Below are 18,689 nucleotides of genomic sequence, written 5' to 3'. Positions count from 1 at the left end.
GCGCCGCTAGCGCTTCTTAAGACAAGATTGCCGAATCATTCCTCCGTGACGCCATCCGTTTTCATGGCATCAGATGTCAGAGGACCCAACGCCCTGACAATTACGGAGATCTCGTTATGAGACTTGCCCTTCCCTTGGGCGCCGCCCTATTCCTGGCGGCGGGTCCCCTCTTCTCCATTTCGGCCCAAGCCCAATCAAACGCCGATGGCTACCCGACCACCGCCTACTTCGGTGACACCCACGTCCATACCGGCTGGTCTGCAGACGCGGGCATGGATGGCGCGATTCTCACCCCGGACGATGCCTACCGCTTCGCCCTCGGTATGGTGGTGGACTCCAATACCGGTCAGAAAGCGCAACTGGGGCGCCCCTACGACTGGTTCATGGTGACCGACCACTCTGACGGCATGGGCGTCATCAACGAGATTGTCGCGGGCAACCCGGAGATGATGGAGAACGAGACGCTCAGGCGCTGGCGCGATGCGTTGCAGGAGGGCGAGGATGCCGCAGCCGCAGCAAAGAGTGAACTGATCCGGATGCAGTCCAACGAAGAGCTACCGCCCCAGGTGACTGACCCGAAATGGATGAAATCCGCCTGGCAGAAAACTGTCGACGCCGCCGAGAAATACTACAAGCCCGGCGAGTTCACGACCTTCATCGCCTATGAGTGGACCGTGAACGCCGGCGGGGGAGACAACCTGCATCGCAACGTGATCTTCCGGGATGGCGCCGACCGCACTCGCGACCTGCTACCCCTGACCACCTTCGAAACCCAGGACCCGGCCAAGCTCTGGGAATGGATGGCCAACTACGAGAAAGAAACCGGCGGTCAGGTGTTGGCCATTCCCCACAACGGCAACATGTCCAACGGCAGGATGTTCGAGGAACAGCAGTTTGACGGCTCACCCATGACCCGCGAATGGGCAGAGATGCGAGCCCGCTACGAGCCGCTGTTCGAAGTCACCCAGATCAAGGGCCAAAGCGAAACCCACCCGAGCCTGTCGCCGGCGGACGCATTCGCCGACTGGGATCTGTGGGACCGGGGCAACCTGATCCTCAAGCCCAAACCCGACGGCGCGTTGAAGTATGAATACTGGCGCGAGGCCCTCAAGAGCGGCCTGCGCATTTCCAATGAGCTGGGCGCCAACCCATTCCTGTACGGCGCCAACGCCGGCACCGATACTCATACGGGTCTGTCGTCCACCGAAGAGGACAATTTTTTCGGCAAATTCAAGACTGTCGAGCCTCGTCCGGATCGCTGGAATTTCCCCCTGATCGAGGGCGTTTCCGGCGATTATATGGGCTGGGAACAATCTGCCTCAGGCGTTATGGGCGTCTGGTCCACCGAGAACACCCGGGAAGCGATCTGGGACGCCATGTACCGGAAAGAAACCTTTGCCACTACCGGCCCCCGGTTGGTCGTTCGCTTCTTCGCCGGCTTCGAGCTGGACGAGTCGGATCTCGAGGCGGACTGGGTAGCCACCGGCTACAGCAAAGGCGTGCCAATGGGTGGCCACCTCACGAAAGCCGGCCCTGACAGCAAACCGCGTTTCCTCGTCGCGGCCATGAAAGATCCCGAGGGCGCCAACCTGGACCGAGTCCAGATCATCAAGGGTTGGGTGGACAGCGACGGCCAGACCCAGGAGCGCATTTTCGATGTTGAATGGTCCGGCGACCGCACACCGGACAAATATGGCAAAGTGCCGCCCGTCGGTAATACGGTCAACGTGGAAACCGCCAAATACAGCAACAGCATCGGCGCCGCAGAATTGATCGGCTTCTTCGAGGACCCGGATTTCAATCCCAAAGAGAAGGCGTTCTACTACGTCCGCGTTCTGGAAATCCCCACGCCGCGCTGGACCCTCTACGACAAGGTTCGCCTCGGTGCCAAGATGGATGACGACGTGCCACTGGTCCACCAGGAGCGGGGCTTCAGTTCGCCCATTTGGTATAGCCCCGAGGAAGGACCTGCCGGATGATCCGACTGCTGAAAGAACCGCTACTGCATTTCCTTCTGATCGGCGCCGGGTTCTTCGCCCTTTACCTGTACCTCAACCCGGCGAGCCTCGAGTCGGATCGGCGTATCGTCGTGGAACCCGGCCGTATCGAGCAGCTCGCAGTGAATTTTCGAAAAACCTGGCAGCGCTCTCCTTCACAAGAGGAGCTGCAAGGACTTGTGGATAACTACATCGTCGAGGAAGTGCTCTACCGGCAGGCACTGGAACTGGGCATCGACAAGAACGACACCGTGATTCGCCGGCGCCTGCGGCAGAAGATGGAGTTCTACACCGACGACGTGGCCGAGTTGACCGAGCCGGCCCCACAGGAACTACAGCAATACCTGACCGAAAACGCCGCGCGCTACCAGCAGCCGGCCGTGTTTGCATTCGAACAGGTCTTCATCCATACCAGCCGGCCGGATAAACAACTCAAGGCCCGGCTGGACACCGTCGCCGAGCGACTTGCAGCCGGCCAATCCGTAACCGGTGATTCGGGAATGATACCCACGCGGTTTGAAGCTGCTTCCAGCCGGGAACTCGACCGGGCCTTCGGCAGCGGCTTTGCTGACGCACTGATACAGGCCCCGGCGAACACCTGGTCAGGCCCGGTCCGCTCCGGACTGGGCATGCACTTTGTGTACATCAGCGCCTACCAACCGGCGTTCACCCCCGCGCTGGAAGACGTTGCCGCCGCTGTGGAGCGGGACTGGCGCCATGCCCGCAACGCAGCACTCAGACAATCCATGCACGATAAGCTGCTTGAGGACTACGACGTGGTTGTGCGCTGGAACGATGTCGAGGTGCCCAGCTCATGACTCGTGCCCTTTGCACGCTGCTACTGCTGCTCGCCAGCTCGTTTGCCGGGGCCGACAACCTGCGTCCCGCTTACCTGCAAATCAGCGAGACGTCGGCCAACCGCTTCGACGTGTTCTGGAAAGTGCCGGCCCGGGGTAATTACGCCCGGCTGTCCCTGAACGTCCGGTTCGATCCCTCGATTCAGGACGTCACCGAACGTCAGGGCGGGTTTGTCGGCGGCGCCCATGTCCAACGCTGGTCCGTTGGCAGCGATCACGGGCTGGCCGACACCCCGGTCCGCATCGAGGGACTGGAGAAAACCACCACCGAAGCCCTGATGCGCATTGAATACCGGGACGGCACGACCACCACTCATCGCTTCACTCCGGACGCGCCGGATCATGTTATCGCCGCGAAACCCACCTGGGCGGACACCGTGGTCACCTATTTCATGCTGGGCGTGGAGCACATCCTGCTGGGGCCGGACCACCTGCTGTTCGTGCTGGTACTGCTGCTGTTGATCCGGGGCATGCGCAAGCTGATTGTCGCTATCACCGCCTTTACTGTGGCCCATAGCATCACGCTGATTCTCGCCTCGCTGGAGGTGGTGGTCGTGCCGGTCCCACCCGTGGAAGCCTGCATTGCTTTGAGCATTGTTTTTGTCGCCACCGAGATTATTCGCGGCCAGCAAGGCAAACCGGGGCTGACGGCTCAATCGCCCTGGATCGTCGCGTTCTCGTTCGGACTCCTGCACGGTCTCGGGTTTGCCGCCGCTTTAGGCGAAATCGGCCTGCCACAGAACGCAATTCCAACCGCATTAGTGGTATTCAACGTTGGAGTGGAAGCGGGACAATTGCTGTTCGTCTTCGCCATCCTCGCGCTATGGCGCGTGCTCGGTCAGACCCTCTCCACCTACCCCTCCTGGGCACTCCGTGCGCCAGCCTACCTGATCGGTTCGCTTGCCTCGTTCTGGGTGTTTGAGCGTGTGGCGAGCTTCTAGTGCGTCAACGAAATTGTCACGGAACCTTTCTCGACAGAGGTTCGAAGGCGGACTACTCTTTTCTTTCGAAAGATTAATCTCTTTGTGAGCTAGTCACTGACACGTGGCGGTCTTCGAATTCTGATGTCTCGAAGTAACGTGAGTGCCCACTGCTGAAACGTTTTCGATCGTTGACAAGGAAAGGAAGCCGCCCCGTGAAGACCTCCCACCAAACGGCGCCGACGACAGCCGCTGCGCTCGTTTCAGATATTTTCCAGAGCCCTCGCGGCTTGCACCCACAAGCGAGCCGCCCTGCACTCCGCGCTACAGATATTCGTCTGCCTTACCGGGACCATCTAAAGGATTCCGACCCAGCCACTTCCCGCTACCCGTTAACGCACCGGACCTCAAGAACCGCTACTACTCGCGCGCATGACCATGAATGCAGGACGTTTGCAGAGTTTCTGAAGAAATACCCACCGAACATCAAGGTTTCCATGCCTGGCAGTTCGAAGTAAGTGAATGATTAACCATAGAACGGAAGGGACACCCTATGAGAACGACGTATGCGCTCTTGATCGGTCGGCGGACGGGTACGCTGAGTCTGCGCTCGATAGCCGCCCTATTCATTCTGTTCGTCACGGCGCTCTTTGCTATGAGTGGTAGCGCTTTGGCCCAGAGTGGGCAAGAGCCACAGGGCGGCCAACCGCCAGAGGGCGCAAAACCCTCGGTCGAGGACTTCGACTACCAGACCAAATACCAGCGCGCATTCGAGGCCGTGCTGTGGAACATGCCGGCAATGGCCATCTATTCCTTTCGCAGAGGGGCTGTCGATGAACTTGGCTACAAGGACAACGACATCATCGCTTATTCCAAGACGGCTTCGCCGCGACTCGAGGCGCTGACTGCGAACAGCTCCACGCCGTATATCGCGGCCTACACCGATCTGCGAGAGGGCCCCGTCGTACTGGAGGTTCCCCCAGCGGGAGCGGATGGCAGTCTCTATGGCCAGGTTGTTGACGCCTGGCAATACACGATTGCCGACGTCGGGCCGGCAGGCGTCGACAAAGGCAAGGGAGGCAAATACCTGTTCACGCCGCCGGACTATGAGGCGACGATCCCACCGGGTTATATCCACATCGCATCGCCGAACTACCGCATCGCGCTGGCGTTTCGTTCGGTGCCCGCGTCGGGCAAGACCGCAACGGACGCATACAACTACGCGAAGCGGTTGCGGATGTATTACCTTTCGGAGGCGGAAAATCCACCGCAGCAGACGTTCATCGATCCCAGCGAAGACCGCTACCCGACGCTCCCCTTCTACGACGAACGCCACTTCGAAGATATGCACGCCATCGTGAGCGTCGAGCCCGTCAAGGAGCAGGACAAGGTAATGATGGGCATGCTGAAGTCGCTCGGTATCGAAAAGGGCAAGCCGTTCGCGCCGGACGAGACCACCAAACGCGCCATGCGGCAGGCCGCGATTGACGCCTGGCACTTCCTGCAGCAGTGGATGGACACGGAGATGGCGGAGCGCGTCTACTGGCCGGATCGCCATTACGTCTCTCTTCTGCAGCCCGATGACAACCGGGAGTTCAATTTCACCTATGCCGGTCGAATCGATCTGATCGAGCGCGCAGCCCAGTACTTCTGGGCCACGTACTTCCCCAAAAAGGCCTCCGACACGCCGCCCACAGCCTATATGGCAGCAATGGCGGACAACGACGGCAAGCAGCTGGAGGCCGGCAAACTCTACAAGGTGAATGTGCCCGCCGACATGCCGGTGAAGCAGTTCTGGGCACTCACGGTGTACGACCGCGCCACGTTTGCCTTCATCTACAGCGCCAGCAATCGCACCACGCTCTCTTCCTACGACATCGACACGATGGAAAAGAACACCGACGGCAGCGTCACGCTCTATGTGGGTCCGAAGGCCCCTGATGGGCTCGAATCGAACTGGATTCCCACGTCAGGCAAGCGACCGCTGCCGACGATCCGGTTCTATGGTCCGACGGACGCTTTCTACAAGAAAACGTTCAAGATGCCGGACTTCGAGGTCGTCCAGAAGTAGCTTGCTATGCAGGCGTTCTGGCAAATTTGACGACAAACGCATGGGCACCGGAGTGCAGGGAAAGAAACGTATGAAGATTAATAAACCACGGATACTGGCGATTGCATTAGCCATGGGTAGCCTCGCGCAGCCCGTAGCAGCCCAGGAGGCGCTTCCGGCGGATTTCGTGCCGCAATACGAACTCGGCGTGCCGACCGACGACACTGCGCAGAAGATGTTCGACGAGCTCGCCTATCAGCGTGCGGTCCAGGTCTACCTCTGGGGGCTGCCGGCGGTCGGAATGCAGCAGTACCGTATCGCAAACGCCGAGGGTATGGGCGGCGGGTCGGATGCATGGAAGCTCGGCTATCTGGGCGACTTGATGAAGGTCAATATCAAGCATCTGACCGGCAACCCGGACTCGATGTATATCGACTACTTCTTCGACACCCATGAGGGCCCGATTGCGATGGAGGTGCCCCCGAAGCTGACCGGCATGATTGACGACATGTGGGAGAAGCCGGTGATTGATATCATTCCATCCGTTTCCGAAAGCGGGAAATACCTGATCGTGCCGCCGGAATGGGAAGGCGATGCGCCCGAGGATTTCGTCGTCGTGCGCCCGGCAACCTATGTCAGTTGGATGCTTCTGCGCGGCAATGTCGAACAGACCGATGACGGCCCCGACACCAGCGCAGCGGTCGAGCTGATGAAAACGGGGCTGAAGATCTACCCATTGAGCGCGATGGATGCCCCATCGGAGCGACCGACGCTTCAATACTTCAACATGAGCGACAAGGTTCTGAATCGCATTCCACCGGAAGGCCTGGCCTATTTCGAGCGACTGGCCGAGGTGGTTGAGAGCGAGCCACTCACTCAGACCGATGCCTTTGCGATGGGTTTGATGAAGGCAATCGGCATCGAACCCGGAGAGGCCTTCGCGCCGGATGATCGCATGAAAAAGCTCCTCGAACGCGCGGCGGTCACCGGCCAGGCGATGGCCCGCTCGATCGCCTTCAAGAGCGACGGGCCGGCGGAGCGCTGGCACTGGCCTGACCGCTACTACGCTGAAGCCTTTATGGGCGGCAGCCCCACGTTCGAGATCGACGGTCACACCAATCACGACGCGCGGACCTATTTCTTCTATCTCGCCTGTGGGACCAGCCAGCTGATGAGCTCAACGACACCGGGTGTCGGGCAAGCGTATCCATGGGGTACACGCGATGCCGATGGCGAGCAGCTTGATGGTGGCCAGAGTTACAGGATGCACCTGCCTGCGGATATCCCGGCAAAACTCTACTGGTCGGTAACGGTCTATGACACCGAGACCCGTTCTCAGCTGGATAACGGGTCGGAGTTTGCGCGTATCTCGACCTTCACCGAACCGAAGCAGAATGAAGATGGCAGCTACGACCTGTATTTCGGGCCGGAGGAGCCAGACGGCGAGGCCGCGAACTGGGTAAAAACGGTTCCCGGAAAAGGCTGGTTCTTCCTGTTCCGACTCTATGGCCCCGAGCAACCCTATTTCGACCGAAGCTGGAAACCAGACGATCTCGTCAAGCTGAACTGAACCAAGCAAGCTGCGGGTTAATTACAGGACGATCGCTTCGTCGATTCTGCCTGTGGCGATATTGGAGCCTTTCAGCGCCAAGCAAGCGCGTCAACAAAACTGTCACGGAACCTTTCTGGACAGTCTTACGAGGGCAAACTATTCTCTCATTTCGAAAGATTAACCTCTTTGCGAGCTAGTCACGCACGCGTGGCAGTCTTCGAATTTTGATGTCTCGAAGTAACGTGAATGCCTACTGGCAACGCGCTCCAATCGTTGACAAGGAAGGAAGACTGTACCATGGAGACGCTCCATCAAAAGACGCGGACTGGAACCCTACGACAAACCTTTGGCCTGGCGCTGATACTGGGCACATTTTCCAGCGCCACCTCCGCACAAGACTGGCCAGACAGGTCGCAACTGCCGCAACCGCTGTCACCCTTCGAAGGTGAGATTGGCCAAACCTATAAAAACTCGTCCCCTGACTGGCCGAAATCCATATCAGCGCCGAACGATGCGCCCAATGTCATCATCATTATGCTCGACGATGTCGGCTTTGGTCAGACCGGCACCTTCGGCGGTTTGATCCCGACACCCGAGCTGGATGAACTGGCGTCCGAAGGGCTGAAGTACACACGTTTTCACACCACCTCAATCTGCGGTCCGACCCGGGCCGCCTTGCTGACAGGCCGGAATCACCATGTGGCCGCAAACGGTTTTCTGATGGAATGGGCCACCGGTTACCCAAGCTATTCCACCATGATTCCGAAAGAAACGGCCACATTGGGCAAAGTCCTCAAGGAAAACGGTTATTCGACCTGGTGGTATGGCAAAAACCACAATACGCCCGGCTGGGAGTCCACTATTGCGGGGCCCTACGATCGCTGGCCCACCGGGCTCGGTTTTGATTATTTCTATGGCTTTATCGGCGGTGAAACAGATCAGTACTACCCGGTTCTTTACGAGAACACGGTCCCGGTCGAGCCCCCCGCGTCACCCGAAGAAGGTTATCACTTGCTGACGGACATGACTGACCGCGCCATTGAGAGAATGGAAGTGTCAAAGGCGCTTGCCCCCGAGAAGCCCTTCTTGATGTACTTTGCACCTGGCGCCATGCACGCGCCTCATCAGGCACCCGCTAAGTGGCGTGAGCCCTTTAAGGGCGCCTTCGATGACGGGTGGGAAGCCTACCGCGAAAAGGCCTTTAAAAAGCAGATGGAGATGGGCTTGCTTCCCGAGGGCACCCAGCTTACACCGCGCCCGGATTGGGTGCGTGAGTGGTCTTCACTCAATGACACCCAAACAAAGGTCTACACCACTCTGATGGAGAACTATGCCGCCTATATGGCCTTCACCGATCACGAGATCGGGCGCCTCCTCGAGTCGGTGAAAAAACTGCCAGATGCCGAAAATACCATGGTGGTCTACATCGTTGGCGACAACGGTGCATCCTCCGAAGGCGGCCCTAATGGAACCTTTAATGAAATCGCTGCGCTGAATGGTATCCAGACACCTCTGGAGGAACTGCTGCCGCAGCTTGACGACGTCGGCCAACCCGGCACAGAGCCACATTACCCGATGGGTTGGGCATGGGCCGGCAACGCCCCCTTCCAGTGGGTCAAGCAGGTGGCGTCGCATTTGGGCGGTAGTCGCAACCCGATGGTGGTCAGCTGGCCTGCACGGATCGAGCCTGATGATAAGCCGCGCGACGCGTTCCTCCATGTGATTGACGTCATGCCAACGGTGCTCGAAGCGGCAGGCGTGCCAATGCCCGAAACCGTGGACGGCATTGAACAGAAACCCCTGGAAGGCGCCTCTTTCCTCGCCAGCTTCACGGACCCCAGCTTCGAAGGCCGCAACTCGCAGTACTTCGAGATTCTGTCCAATCGTTCTTACTATGAGGATGGCTGGAAGGCGAATGCCCAGCACACGCGCCCATGGCGCATGGATATCGCTCCAGGAAATTGGGAGGAAGACCAGTGGGAGCTTTATTATCTTCCCGACGACTTCTCCGAGGCCAATGACCTTGCCGACGAGCATCCTGAGAAACTGGCTGAGCTGAAGACCAAGTTTGACCAGGCCGCCGAAGAATTTGGTGTCTACCCCCTGGATGACCGCGGTTCGGCACGCCTGGCTGTTCCCAAACCGGACCTGCCTGGCAGCGTTGAGGGCGCCAGCACCTATACCTTTCCTGCAGGCGCTACGCGTATCCCCGAGACGGCCGCGCCGCCGATGAAGAACAGATCATGGACCATGACGGCGAAGTTTACCGGAGAAGGCGCCGATACCGAGGGCGTTCTCATGGCGTTCGGTGGTCTGGGAGCCGGTATGACGCTTTATCTCGACGCGGGCGTCCCCGTGTTTACCTACAACTACTTCCACGACAACACCACATTGAAAGGCAAGGAGCCCATTAATGGCGACTCGGCCATCACCGTCGATTTCGCCTACGAAGGCGGCGAAAAACCCGGAGCGGGTGCAAACCTGACCCTGTCGATCGATGGCAAACAAGTCGCGCAGCAGAAGATGGCAGCCACCGTGCCCGGCGCTTTCGGTATCGATTCCTTCGGCGTCGGCGCCGACACCGGGCAACCCGTAATCCAGGACTACAAGCCGCCGTTTCCCTTTACCGGCAAGATAGAGAATGTCGTCATTGAAATGAAGTAGGCCGATAGCCACCTCGATTTCTCGCCCCGGCAATCAAATAAGGGTGGGACGTCGAGGTGGCATCGCAGTTCGACGCTTGGTTTACACTGAGAAGTACAGCAAGGGCGACTTCGCACATGCTGTACTTCTCAGTGCTCCATCACTTCGGAAACAAGAGCACAAAGTTGAACCTAGCCCCCCAGCCATCCGGCCCGCTATCGGGGCTCTGCGCGTAATAACGGGGCCCCGCCTGAACCTGTAGCGTCTGCGAGCCGACCTTGAATACCTGAGCGGCAAAAAGGCCGATGGGAATCGTCCAGTCGTTGGTTTTCCAGTTGTAGGTGGAATCCGCCGTGAGGGTGACGCTCATCGCCGACGGTGTGGTGTAGGTAAAGAAGGGCTGGACGAAGGATTGGCTGATGTCTTGCCGGTCGTCGTCGCCGGCGACGGACCAGATGTGGTTGGCCAGCCCGCCCATCGTCCACGGGCCGGTCTGCTTCAGTGCTACCGCTGTCGGGCCGACGCCCCACTTGTCGGCGCTCAGCAGGTCGTCCGTGCCCGTAGGCAACAGGAATACGGGGCCAGCGCCCCAGATCCAGCCATTGGCCGTCGGCTCCACCGGCGAGAAGAACAGGCTCTGGACCGTGTCACCCAAACCCGACTGACTCCCGGCACCGGGGAAGATATCGCTCTGATCGATGATGGGCAGGATGGTGCGGCTGATCAGGTTCCAGTCCTCGTTAAGAGAGATCGGCACCACCGGTTGAACGTTTACCGTTAACCGTTCGCCGTCGTCTTCCGGACCGATATTCCAGTCGAAATTGGCCTGGAATGGCAGCGAAATCAGGCTTGCAATGGGATTGGCCAATTGCTTGGCCAGGTCAGATGCATCCTGGGCAACTGCGCCGGTGCTGACAAAAACGCTTGCTGAAGCAGCGAGAATCCGTGTTCTCAACGACAATCCGGCACAGGCCGAATGCAGCCTTTTGAAGGTCATGCTTACTCTCCATCAGATTTCCACACCAAAGACTCGAACCAATCCGGGAACGAGCTAAAAGCGACAGACGAAGAGAGGCCACGTAGCGTTGCAAACCGCAACGTCACGCTAGAGGCGCAAAGCCAGGATGATGTCAGGGGATACTGGATAAAGGGGGGCTGATCCATTAACAGGGGCAATGGGTCAACGACATCCATAATCGAGCAACCGACGGGCATACCTGCCACTCCGTCCACACGCAAACGAACAAAATCCAATCCGTACGTTTCTACAGCGGTATGTCGTCGACTACTCAGTTCCGGCGATATAAAAACCCAAAACGTAATGCAACGTCTCGTTTTATCGTAGAAGCAATTTATGACATTTCCAGTTCATTGCGAGCATGACGGAAAAAGGTTTACGGATTTTCCAAGCCTTTAGCTCTAGGCATCACCCTCTCAATAGTTTTTCGTAACGCTGGGCCTCGTCATCCAGCCCCAACGAACGATAGAAACTCGCCAGGGCCGATAGGATTTCCGCGTTGCCGGGGAAACGCGGGTAGGCCGATTCCAGCACATCGATTGCCTGCCGCGTTTGACCTGAGGAGTTCAGCGCGACGGCATAGACGTAGACATAACGCGCTGTCGCAGAGGGGCTTTCGGCGGCCTTGCGTAGATAAGGCATGGCGTCGCCGGTTTGCTGCTGGCGCACCAGCAGCAAACCCAAAGAATGCTGGATCGGGGCTGGATCGGTTACGGCTGGCAGTGCCTGCTCCAGCACCTTCCTACCCCCGACGTCGTCGCCCTGGGAGCGCAGGAAGTCGGCGAGATTCACGTAAGCTGGCGTGTAGTAAGGCGCCTGTTCGATGGCTTTACGGTAGTACGCTTCAACGTTGTCGGGCTCACCCAATTGCCAGTAAATCCCGCCCAGATTGACCAGCGATTCAGGACGGTCGGCGTTGTTGAGCTGGGACTGGATGTAATCCGCCAACGCCGCATCGTAGCGCTGGCTCAGTTCGGGAGGATTAGCCGGAACCGCATTCGGCGGCAGATTGCTGGCCACCAGACTGCGGATTACGCGATGCTGATCGTACAGGCCGGGGAGCCCGAACATCGGCCGATACCGTTCGGGGATACCGTTCAGTGCCTGGGCCGCGCCCAGCGCCACCAGTGGCTCTTCGGAACGGCTCGCCTGTTGCAACACGGCGGCTGACTGGCCCGACAGGTAGCGCGGTAGCAACGAGACGGCCGTGGCACGGGCAATGGCCGGCTGCGTGGTATCGAGGATCAACTCGGACAGCAAGGTCTCCGCCTGATTGCCGCCGTAGCGGCCAGCCTGGAGGGCTTTGGCAAAGTGGCCGGTGGGCGGAGGCCCGTGGCGCTTTTCCAACGCGGCGGCGGCCCATTGGGCCTCTTTCTCGGTGTGACACTGGTTACAGGTATTCGGCACGCCGAGCGCTACCGATAAGTCCGGCCGCGGAATACGGAAGCTATGGTCGCGCCGGTCGTCCACACCCATGTACGTCTTTTCAGGCATATGGCAGTTGACGCACTGAGCCCCTGCGCTGTCTTGTGGATGGCCGTGGTGTGTCTCGGCATCGTATTTCGACGCCTGATGGCACTGGCCGCACACCGCGTTGCCTTCGGCCTTCAAGTCAAGACTGTGGGGATTATGGCAGTCCGAGCAGGTTACGCCGGCGTGGTACATCTTGCTTTGCACGAAGGAGCCATAGACGAAGACTTCGCCGTCGATCTGGCCATCGACATGATACAGCCCCTCTTCCAGCAGCGACGGCATGAAGTGATTGAATAGCCCGTCTTGAGGCCGCGCCCCATGGAACTGGGTCGCCCGGCGGGAATGGCATTGGGCGCAGACCTCCAGCTCCGGCTGGGCTTCGGGACCGTGGGACCACGGCTGTGGATTTCCGGTTTTCGGATCTATCGCCCAGGCCCTGGGCTCCGCTCTGGAGAGGGACCCCTTGAAGCCTCCATGTTGCAGGCCCCGGTTGTCGTTCTGCACCGCGACCACATGCGTTTTCCCGGGGCCGTGACAGGCTTCGCAGGCCACGTCGATCTCGCTCCAGGTGGTATCGTACGTCGCTGTGTCCAGGTCGTAGTTTTTCTGCAGATTGGTGGAGTGGCAATCCGCACACATGAAGTTCCAGTTCTGGTTGAGCCCGGTCCAGTGCAGCTCGTCGCCAGCGCGAATCGGCTCTTCGGGATACAGGTGATACCAGCGCTGCCCGCCTTCAGCCTCGGGGCGGGAATCCCACACGATGCTCAGGGCCTGCAAGCGACCCCCGGGGAGCTCGATCAGATACTGCTGGAGGGGGTAGACGCCAAAGGTGTAGGCGATGGGAAAATCGGTCAGTTTGCCGTCGGGACCGTCGGTGCGAACGATATAGCGTTCATCTTTACGAGAGAACGTGGAGACAGTGCCGAAATAGTCGAACGTCGCGTCGCTGAAGTCCCCGAGTACGGTGTCCCCGTTGGCGGGTTCCATGGCCAGGTCGTGGTGCGAGTCCTGCCACTGTTCATATTCGGCCGCATGGCAGCCCTCGCAGGTCGTAGCGCCAACGTAGCCGCCGGAAACTGCGGATGGGGCCGCCTGGAGCGAGAGCGTCCATAGCAGGGCGAGCACCAGAGAAAGAGAACGAGTCAACGGCTGATACGCCAGCCGAACCACCCGAAGCGGGCCTCAACTGCGCCCCATCGTCCGATTGTCTGTCTTGCCACCGCCAACTCCCTTTGCAGCCTGATCAACACTGATTAATTCAGGTTAAGTATGGAAAGAGTCAGTCGGATTACAAGTCACAACCGCGCTATGTTTGTTGACTAACGTTCGCTCCCGCTCTTCCCATTACGTTTCTGGCCGTTGCCATTGTTGTTGGAGCTGTACGCCACTTGCGCATAGTTCACCGCCGCCACCATCATGACGCCGCCGATGGTATTCCCAAGCAGCGTGGGCGTGAAGAAACCGGTCAGAAACTCCGAAAAGCTGTGGGAACTGTTGAATACGGCATAAAGCGCCGACACCGACCCGGCAATGATATGGGGGAAATGCGCCAGGCCAATCACGTAGCTGACCAGGATAATCACGCCCACCCGTGCGGATTCGGCAAACGGCAATAGCCAGAGCATCAACGCCACCAGCCAGCCGGCAAAAATGGCCCGCACGAACACCGTGCCGAAGGGATGCCCGTACTCGCGTGTGGAAATGGTTTTAAGTGCCTCGTCGATTTTTGGGTCGAGCACATCGAAGTACGACAAGGCGAAGGCAAAGATCGCCACGCCCACCATGTTGCATAGCAGCACCACGATCCAGAGCTTGAGGGTATTGATAACGACCTTCAGGTTCTTGACCCGGAACACTTCCAGGACGGGCGTCAGGGTATTTTCGGTAAAAAGCTGCTGGCGCCCGAGAATCACGAACAGGAAGCCAATGGAATAACCGAAGCTGCTGATAATGGGTGTCCATTGTGCATCCGGCGTATAGCTGTAGAGCAGCGCCTGAGAGATCAGCGAAAAGCCCATGGACAGCCCGGCCGCCAAAGCAGACCAGCCCAGGCCAAGCAGTGGACGGCTGAGTTCGGATTCGGCCTCCGCCCGAATGGCCTCGTAAACCACAGCGGCGCTGGGTGCCTCACGCCGGCGCGCATCGCGTTTTTCGTTCGAATCCAGCGCCTGTTTTTGTGGCGCCTCGGGCACGCTCTGAGCATTAGATGACTTCTTCGGAGCATCCTGCGACATAACGTCTCTTCCTGACGGGAAAATATGCAGATTGGGGGCGAGGCCGACATCGCGTCAACACCCCGCTCGCGGTAACGGGTTAAATTTCGGATAGTTATACGTACTTTGAACGATACAACGCCACACATGACAGCAATCCGAACCGCGGTTAACACGTATATCTGAGAACTGGTCATGATAGCCTTGAAGACCAGTGAGCCGCAGGCTGCCAAACCATTAATGCCTGAATCAGACTTTTAAAGCACTAAAGACAATCGACAAGGAGTCTGTCTAACGGCAGCGCCACCCAATATGCCCAATTTAAAACGTCTTTTTACTGTCACTCTCCTGTTCTTTCTCAGCTTTCAGGTTCTGGCCCAGTCTCAGACAGAGCCACTCAAGGTCGGTATCACCTCCGTCCCGCCCTTTGTCATCGAAACCGATGACGGGCAGTGGGAGGGCATCAGCGTGGACCTCTGGCGCCAGATTGCCGAAGAGATGGGGCAGGACTATACGCTGGTTCCGTTATCCTTCAACGACCTGCTGTCCGGCGTAGAAAGCGGCGAAATCGATATCGCGGTTGGCGCGCTGACCATGACCGCCGAGCGCGAGGCCCTTTTCGACTTCAGCCATCCGTTCTACCAGACCGGGCTGTCCATTGGCATTCCACCGGGACCTGAACAGAGCATCCTGACCAGCCTGAAGGGATTGCTGAGCTGGGAGTTCTTTAGCGTGGTCGTCGCTCTGGCGGCGCTGCTGTTTGCGGTGGGGTTTGTACTTTGGTTGTTCGAGCGCAGACATAATCCGGAGCAATTCGGCGGATCGACGGCTCAGGGTCTGGGTTCCAGTTTTTGGTGGGCAGCGGTTACCATGACCACTGTCGGCTACGGTGACAAGGCGCCGGTATCCTTCGCCGGTCGTATCATCGCCCTGATTTGGATGTTTGCCGGCTTGATCATGGTTGCCAGCTTCACCGCAGCGATTACCACATCGTTGACGGTCAGCAACCTGCAAAATCAGATCAACGGCCCGACGGATCTGCCCGGCGTGACCGTGGCGACGATTGCCAATACCGCGAGCGAAGCCTACCTGCAGGATCGGCGCATTCGTCGCCAGACCTATCCAGACCTGACCAGCGCCATGCGCTCGACGGCCGAAGGTGAAACCGATGCCGTGGTTTACGATCGCGCACTGATGCAGTTTCGCAACCAGCAGGAAGGCAATCCCCTGAAGATCCTGCCCGGCGTGTTCGACCGGCAGCTCTATGCGCTCGCCCTACCGGAAGACAGCCCATTGCGCGGCCCGGTATCGGAGACATTGCTGGAAATTACCGAATCGCCGGCGTGGGAAGCGATCATCGACCGCTACCTGGGCGGAAGCGACGCTCAACAATAGGATAGGATACGTTCATGATGCTGCGCCTCGGTGGCGTTATCACCCACGAAACCGAGGATGCTCTCGGTAAGATTCGCGTGCTCGACTATCGCAAGCACCGGGTACTCACCTTCGACTCGGTGTTCGAGCAGAGCAAGATCGCCCTGGGCAAACCCTGGCTGCCGGTGCATGAATACAACCGGGCGATGCTACTGCCGTTAGTCTATGCCGAACCGGCACACGCCACGGTGCTTGGCCTCGGCGGCGGGGTGATGGTCAACGCCCTGCATTACTTGATGCCGTGTTGCCGGGTGCATGCCGTTGAATTACGCGAGGAGGTAGTGAAGGTAGCGCGGTCATTCTTCGGCGTGCCGGAACACCCCAACATCGACATCACGGTATCGGATGCCCGCCCCGTACTGCGGGAGATGGCCGCAGGTAGCACCGACCTGATACTGGCGGACCTGTACGGGCCGGACCACATGAGCCCGGCCCAGGCCCATCGCCGCTTTATCGATTACTGCAATCACGCCCTCAGCGACCAGGGTTGGCTGGCGATGAACTTCCACGTCGCACCCGAGCGGGGCGGCCCGTTAATGGGCCACCTCAACCGGTTGTTTGCCGACGTGATGGTCTACCGTACCCGCACCAACAATTACGTGATCTATGCCAGCAAGCAGCCGGTCGACCTACTGCTGCCCTCCCATCCGGCGCTGAAAAGCCTGGAAACGCGCCTGCCTATCGGTTGGCGCGGGGTGATGGAGCGGGTTTATCGGTGAGCCAACCGTCACGCTCTCTATCGCCGCAGATAAGACGCCGCCATACTCTTCAGCGACTGACGCAGCATCGAGCCGGACTCCTCATCGCCCTTGACGATGGCGCCGAGATAGCCCTTCACCTGTTCCATCTCCAGGTGCGTCGGCAGCGGTGGGACATTGGGATCGACGATGGCATTGATCACCACGGGACGATCGCTACGGAGGGCTGCGTCCCAAACCGACTTGACCCGCTTCGGCTTGTCGATTTTCAAGCCTTTTAGCCCGAGCATTTCGGCATAACGGTCGTACTCGAAATCCGGTAGCGCCTGAGAGGTTTCATACTTGGGATCGCCTTCCATCACCCGCTGCTCCCAAGTCACCTGATTAAGGTCGCGATTATTGAGCACCAGTACGATCAGGCGCGGGTCCGCCCATTCCTTCCAGTGCTGGCTCACGGTGATCAATCCATTGTTGCCCAGCATCTGCATGGCGCCGTCGCCGACCATGGCGATCACCGGTCGGTCCGGATAGGCGAATTTGGCGGCAATGGCATAGGGCACGGCGTTACCCATCGAGGCAAGACCACCAGAGGTGGAGCCGCTGATGCCCTCATGATGGATAGGCAGAAAGCGCGCGTACCAGTCAGTGGCGGTGCCCACATCGGCAGCCAGCAACGCGTTTTCCGGCAATTTGGGAGAAAGTTCCCAGAACAGTTTCTGTGGATTGAGAGGCTTGGCCTTCACCTCCGCACGCTTGGCGATAACGCCGTTCCAGCGATCGATATGGTCGGCCAATTTGTCACGCCACTTGGAATTGTCCTTGCGGTTGATCCGGGGCAAGAGGGCTTCGAGAGTGTCCCCGGCACTGCCGTGAAGGTTCACTTCCGTGGGAAAACGCAGGCCCAGCTTGGAGGCGTCGATATCGATCTGCACGGCCCGCACCTTGTCCGAATGCGGCAGGAACTCGGCATAGGGAAAGCTGGTGCCTACCAGTAGAAGCGTGTCGCACTCGCTCATCATCCAGTCGCTGGGCTCGGTACCGAGCAAGCCGAGGGTACCGGTCACCCCTTCGCGGTTGTCGGCAATCATGGTTTTGGCAAGGATCGCCTTCGCGACGCCCGCACCCAGCTTTTCCCGCAGGGCCATCAACGGTTCGACGGCGCCCTTCACGCCTGCGCCGACAAGTATGGCTGTTTTTTCACCGGCATTGAGTACCTCTGCAGCGGCGTCCAGATCTTCCTCCGCCGGCATGAGCTTCGCTGGCGCCCGATAACCGGTGCCCGAGAACGTGCTTCCGTGACCGGCCGCGGGCATACTCATTTCGGCATCCTGGAGATCGTTGGGCACGATGACGCAGGTCACCGTACGCTCGGCGATGGCAATGCGCATGGCGCGATCCACCACATGACGTGTCTGGGATGGCGTCATCAGCGTCTGGGTATAGGCCGACACATCTTGCAACACTTTATCCAGCCCGACTTCCTGCTGGAAATCGGACCCCAGGCTCGAACGCGCTTGCTGTCCAAGAATAGCGACCACCGGCATGTGATCCTTGGCGGCATCGTAGAGTCCGTTGAGTGCATGGATGGCTCCGGGCCCCGAGGTCGTCACTACCACACCAGGCTGCCCCGTGTACTTGGCATGGCCACAGGCCATGAATGCTGCCAGCTCCTCGTGCCGGGTCTGGATCATACGCACCCGGTCCTCAGCTCGTCGCAGTGCACTCATCACGCCATTAATACCATCGCCGGAATAGCCAAAAACCCGCTCGATACCCCACTGCTCAAGCCGGCCAATAATAAAATCGCCCACCGTCTGTTTGCTCATGCCGTCCT

Annotated in this window: 12 protein-coding genes; 8 read left to right on the top strand and 4 right to left on the bottom strand. The window is 59.0% G+C overall.

Annotation, left to right across the window (positions count from 1 at the left end):
- Nucleotides 1-116 precede the first annotated feature (116 nt).
- From FXO11_RS02010 to FXO11_RS01985, 6 genes are all read left to right on the top strand, one after another.
- Nucleotides 117-1,979 (top strand): DUF3604 domain-containing protein, encoded by a 1,863-nt coding sequence (locus FXO11_RS02010; RefSeq protein WP_148861335.1) that lies wholly within the window; start codon nucleotides 117-119, stop codon nucleotides 1,977-1,979.
- The gene (locus FXO11_RS02005; protein WP_148861334.1) at nucleotides 1,976-2,815 is read left to right on the top strand and encodes a peptidyl-prolyl cis-trans isomerase; all 840 of its coding nucleotides are present in this window, start codon (nucleotides 1,976-1,978) and stop codon (nucleotides 2,813-2,815) included. The genes FXO11_RS02010 and FXO11_RS02005 overlap by 4 nt, the downstream gene beginning before the upstream one ends.
- Nucleotides 2,812-3,795: a HupE/UreJ family protein gene (locus FXO11_RS02000; protein WP_148861333.1), complete on the top strand. Its 984-nt coding sequence runs from the start codon at nucleotides 2,812-2,814 to the stop codon at nucleotides 3,793-3,795. The genes FXO11_RS02005 and FXO11_RS02000 overlap by 4 nt, the downstream gene beginning before the upstream one ends.
- 532 nt (nucleotides 3,796-4,327) lie before the next feature.
- Nucleotides 4,328-5,845: a DUF1254 domain-containing protein gene (locus tag FXO11_RS01995; protein WP_148861332.1), complete on the top strand. Its 1,518-nt coding sequence runs from the start codon at nucleotides 4,328-4,330 to the stop codon at nucleotides 5,843-5,845.
- Nucleotides 5,846-5,915: 70 nt separating this feature from the next.
- Entirely contained in the window at nucleotides 5,916-7,394 is a 1,479-nt protein-coding gene (locus FXO11_RS01990; RefSeq protein ID WP_168203112.1) for a DUF1254 domain-containing protein, read from the top strand.
- 279 nt (nucleotides 7,395-7,673) lie between these two features.
- Nucleotides 7,674-10,040 carry an arylsulfatase gene (locus tag FXO11_RS01985; RefSeq protein ID WP_148861330.1) on the top strand — a complete coding sequence of 789 codons (2,367 nt, stop codon included), beginning with the start codon at nucleotides 7,674-7,676 and terminating at the stop codon, nucleotides 10,038-10,040.
- A 139-nt stretch (nucleotides 10,041-10,179) separates the two neighbouring features.
- Here the strand turns inward: FXO11_RS01985 and FXO11_RS01980 are convergent, their stop codons facing one another.
- From FXO11_RS01980 to FXO11_RS01970, 3 genes are all read right to left on the bottom strand, one after another.
- Nucleotides 10,180-11,016, bottom strand: coding sequence for a transporter (locus tag FXO11_RS01980; RefSeq protein WP_168203111.1), 837 nt, complete (start codon nucleotides 11,014-11,016; stop codon nucleotides 10,180-10,182).
- A gap of 429 nt (nucleotides 11,017-11,445) precedes the next feature.
- Nucleotides 11,446-13,656, bottom strand: coding sequence for a tetratricopeptide repeat protein (locus FXO11_RS01975; RefSeq protein WP_227546012.1), 2,211 nt, complete (start codon nucleotides 13,654-13,656; stop codon nucleotides 11,446-11,448).
- A 173-nt stretch (nucleotides 13,657-13,829) separates the two neighbouring features.
- Complete coding sequence (locus tag FXO11_RS01970; RefSeq protein ID WP_148861329.1) at nucleotides 13,830-14,744, bottom strand: formate/nitrite transporter family protein; 915 nt, start codon at nucleotides 14,742-14,744, stop codon at nucleotides 13,830-13,832.
- 291 nt (nucleotides 14,745-15,035) lie between these two features.
- Here FXO11_RS01970 and FXO11_RS01965 point away from each other — a divergent pair, with 291 nt between their 5' ends.
- Together FXO11_RS01965 and FXO11_RS01960 are read left to right on the top strand one after the other, a co-directional pair.
- On the top strand, nucleotides 15,036-16,118 hold the full coding sequence (locus FXO11_RS01965; protein ID WP_148861328.1) for a transporter substrate-binding domain-containing protein: 1,083 nt from the start codon (nucleotides 15,036-15,038) through the stop codon (nucleotides 16,116-16,118).
- 14 nt (nucleotides 16,119-16,132) lie between these two features.
- Nucleotides 16,133-16,876, top strand: a complete 744-nt coding sequence (locus tag FXO11_RS01960) for a spermidine synthase (RefSeq protein ID WP_202980270.1) — start codon at nucleotides 16,133-16,135, stop codon at nucleotides 16,874-16,876.
- Between the two features lie 17 nt (nucleotides 16,877-16,893).
- Here the strand turns inward: FXO11_RS01960 and FXO11_RS01955 are convergent, their stop codons facing one another.
- Entirely contained in the window at nucleotides 16,894-18,681 is a 1,788-nt protein-coding gene (locus FXO11_RS01955) for a thiamine pyrophosphate-requiring protein (protein WP_148861327.1), read from the bottom strand.
- Nucleotides 18,682-18,689: the final 8 nt, after the last annotated feature.

The sequence above is a fragment of the Marinobacter fonticola genome, from assembly GCF_008122265.1.
GTDB lineage: Bacteria > Pseudomonadota > Gammaproteobacteria > Pseudomonadales > Oleiphilaceae > Marinobacter_A > Marinobacter_A fonticola.
This window is presented reverse-complemented; position numbering and strand designations above follow the sequence as displayed.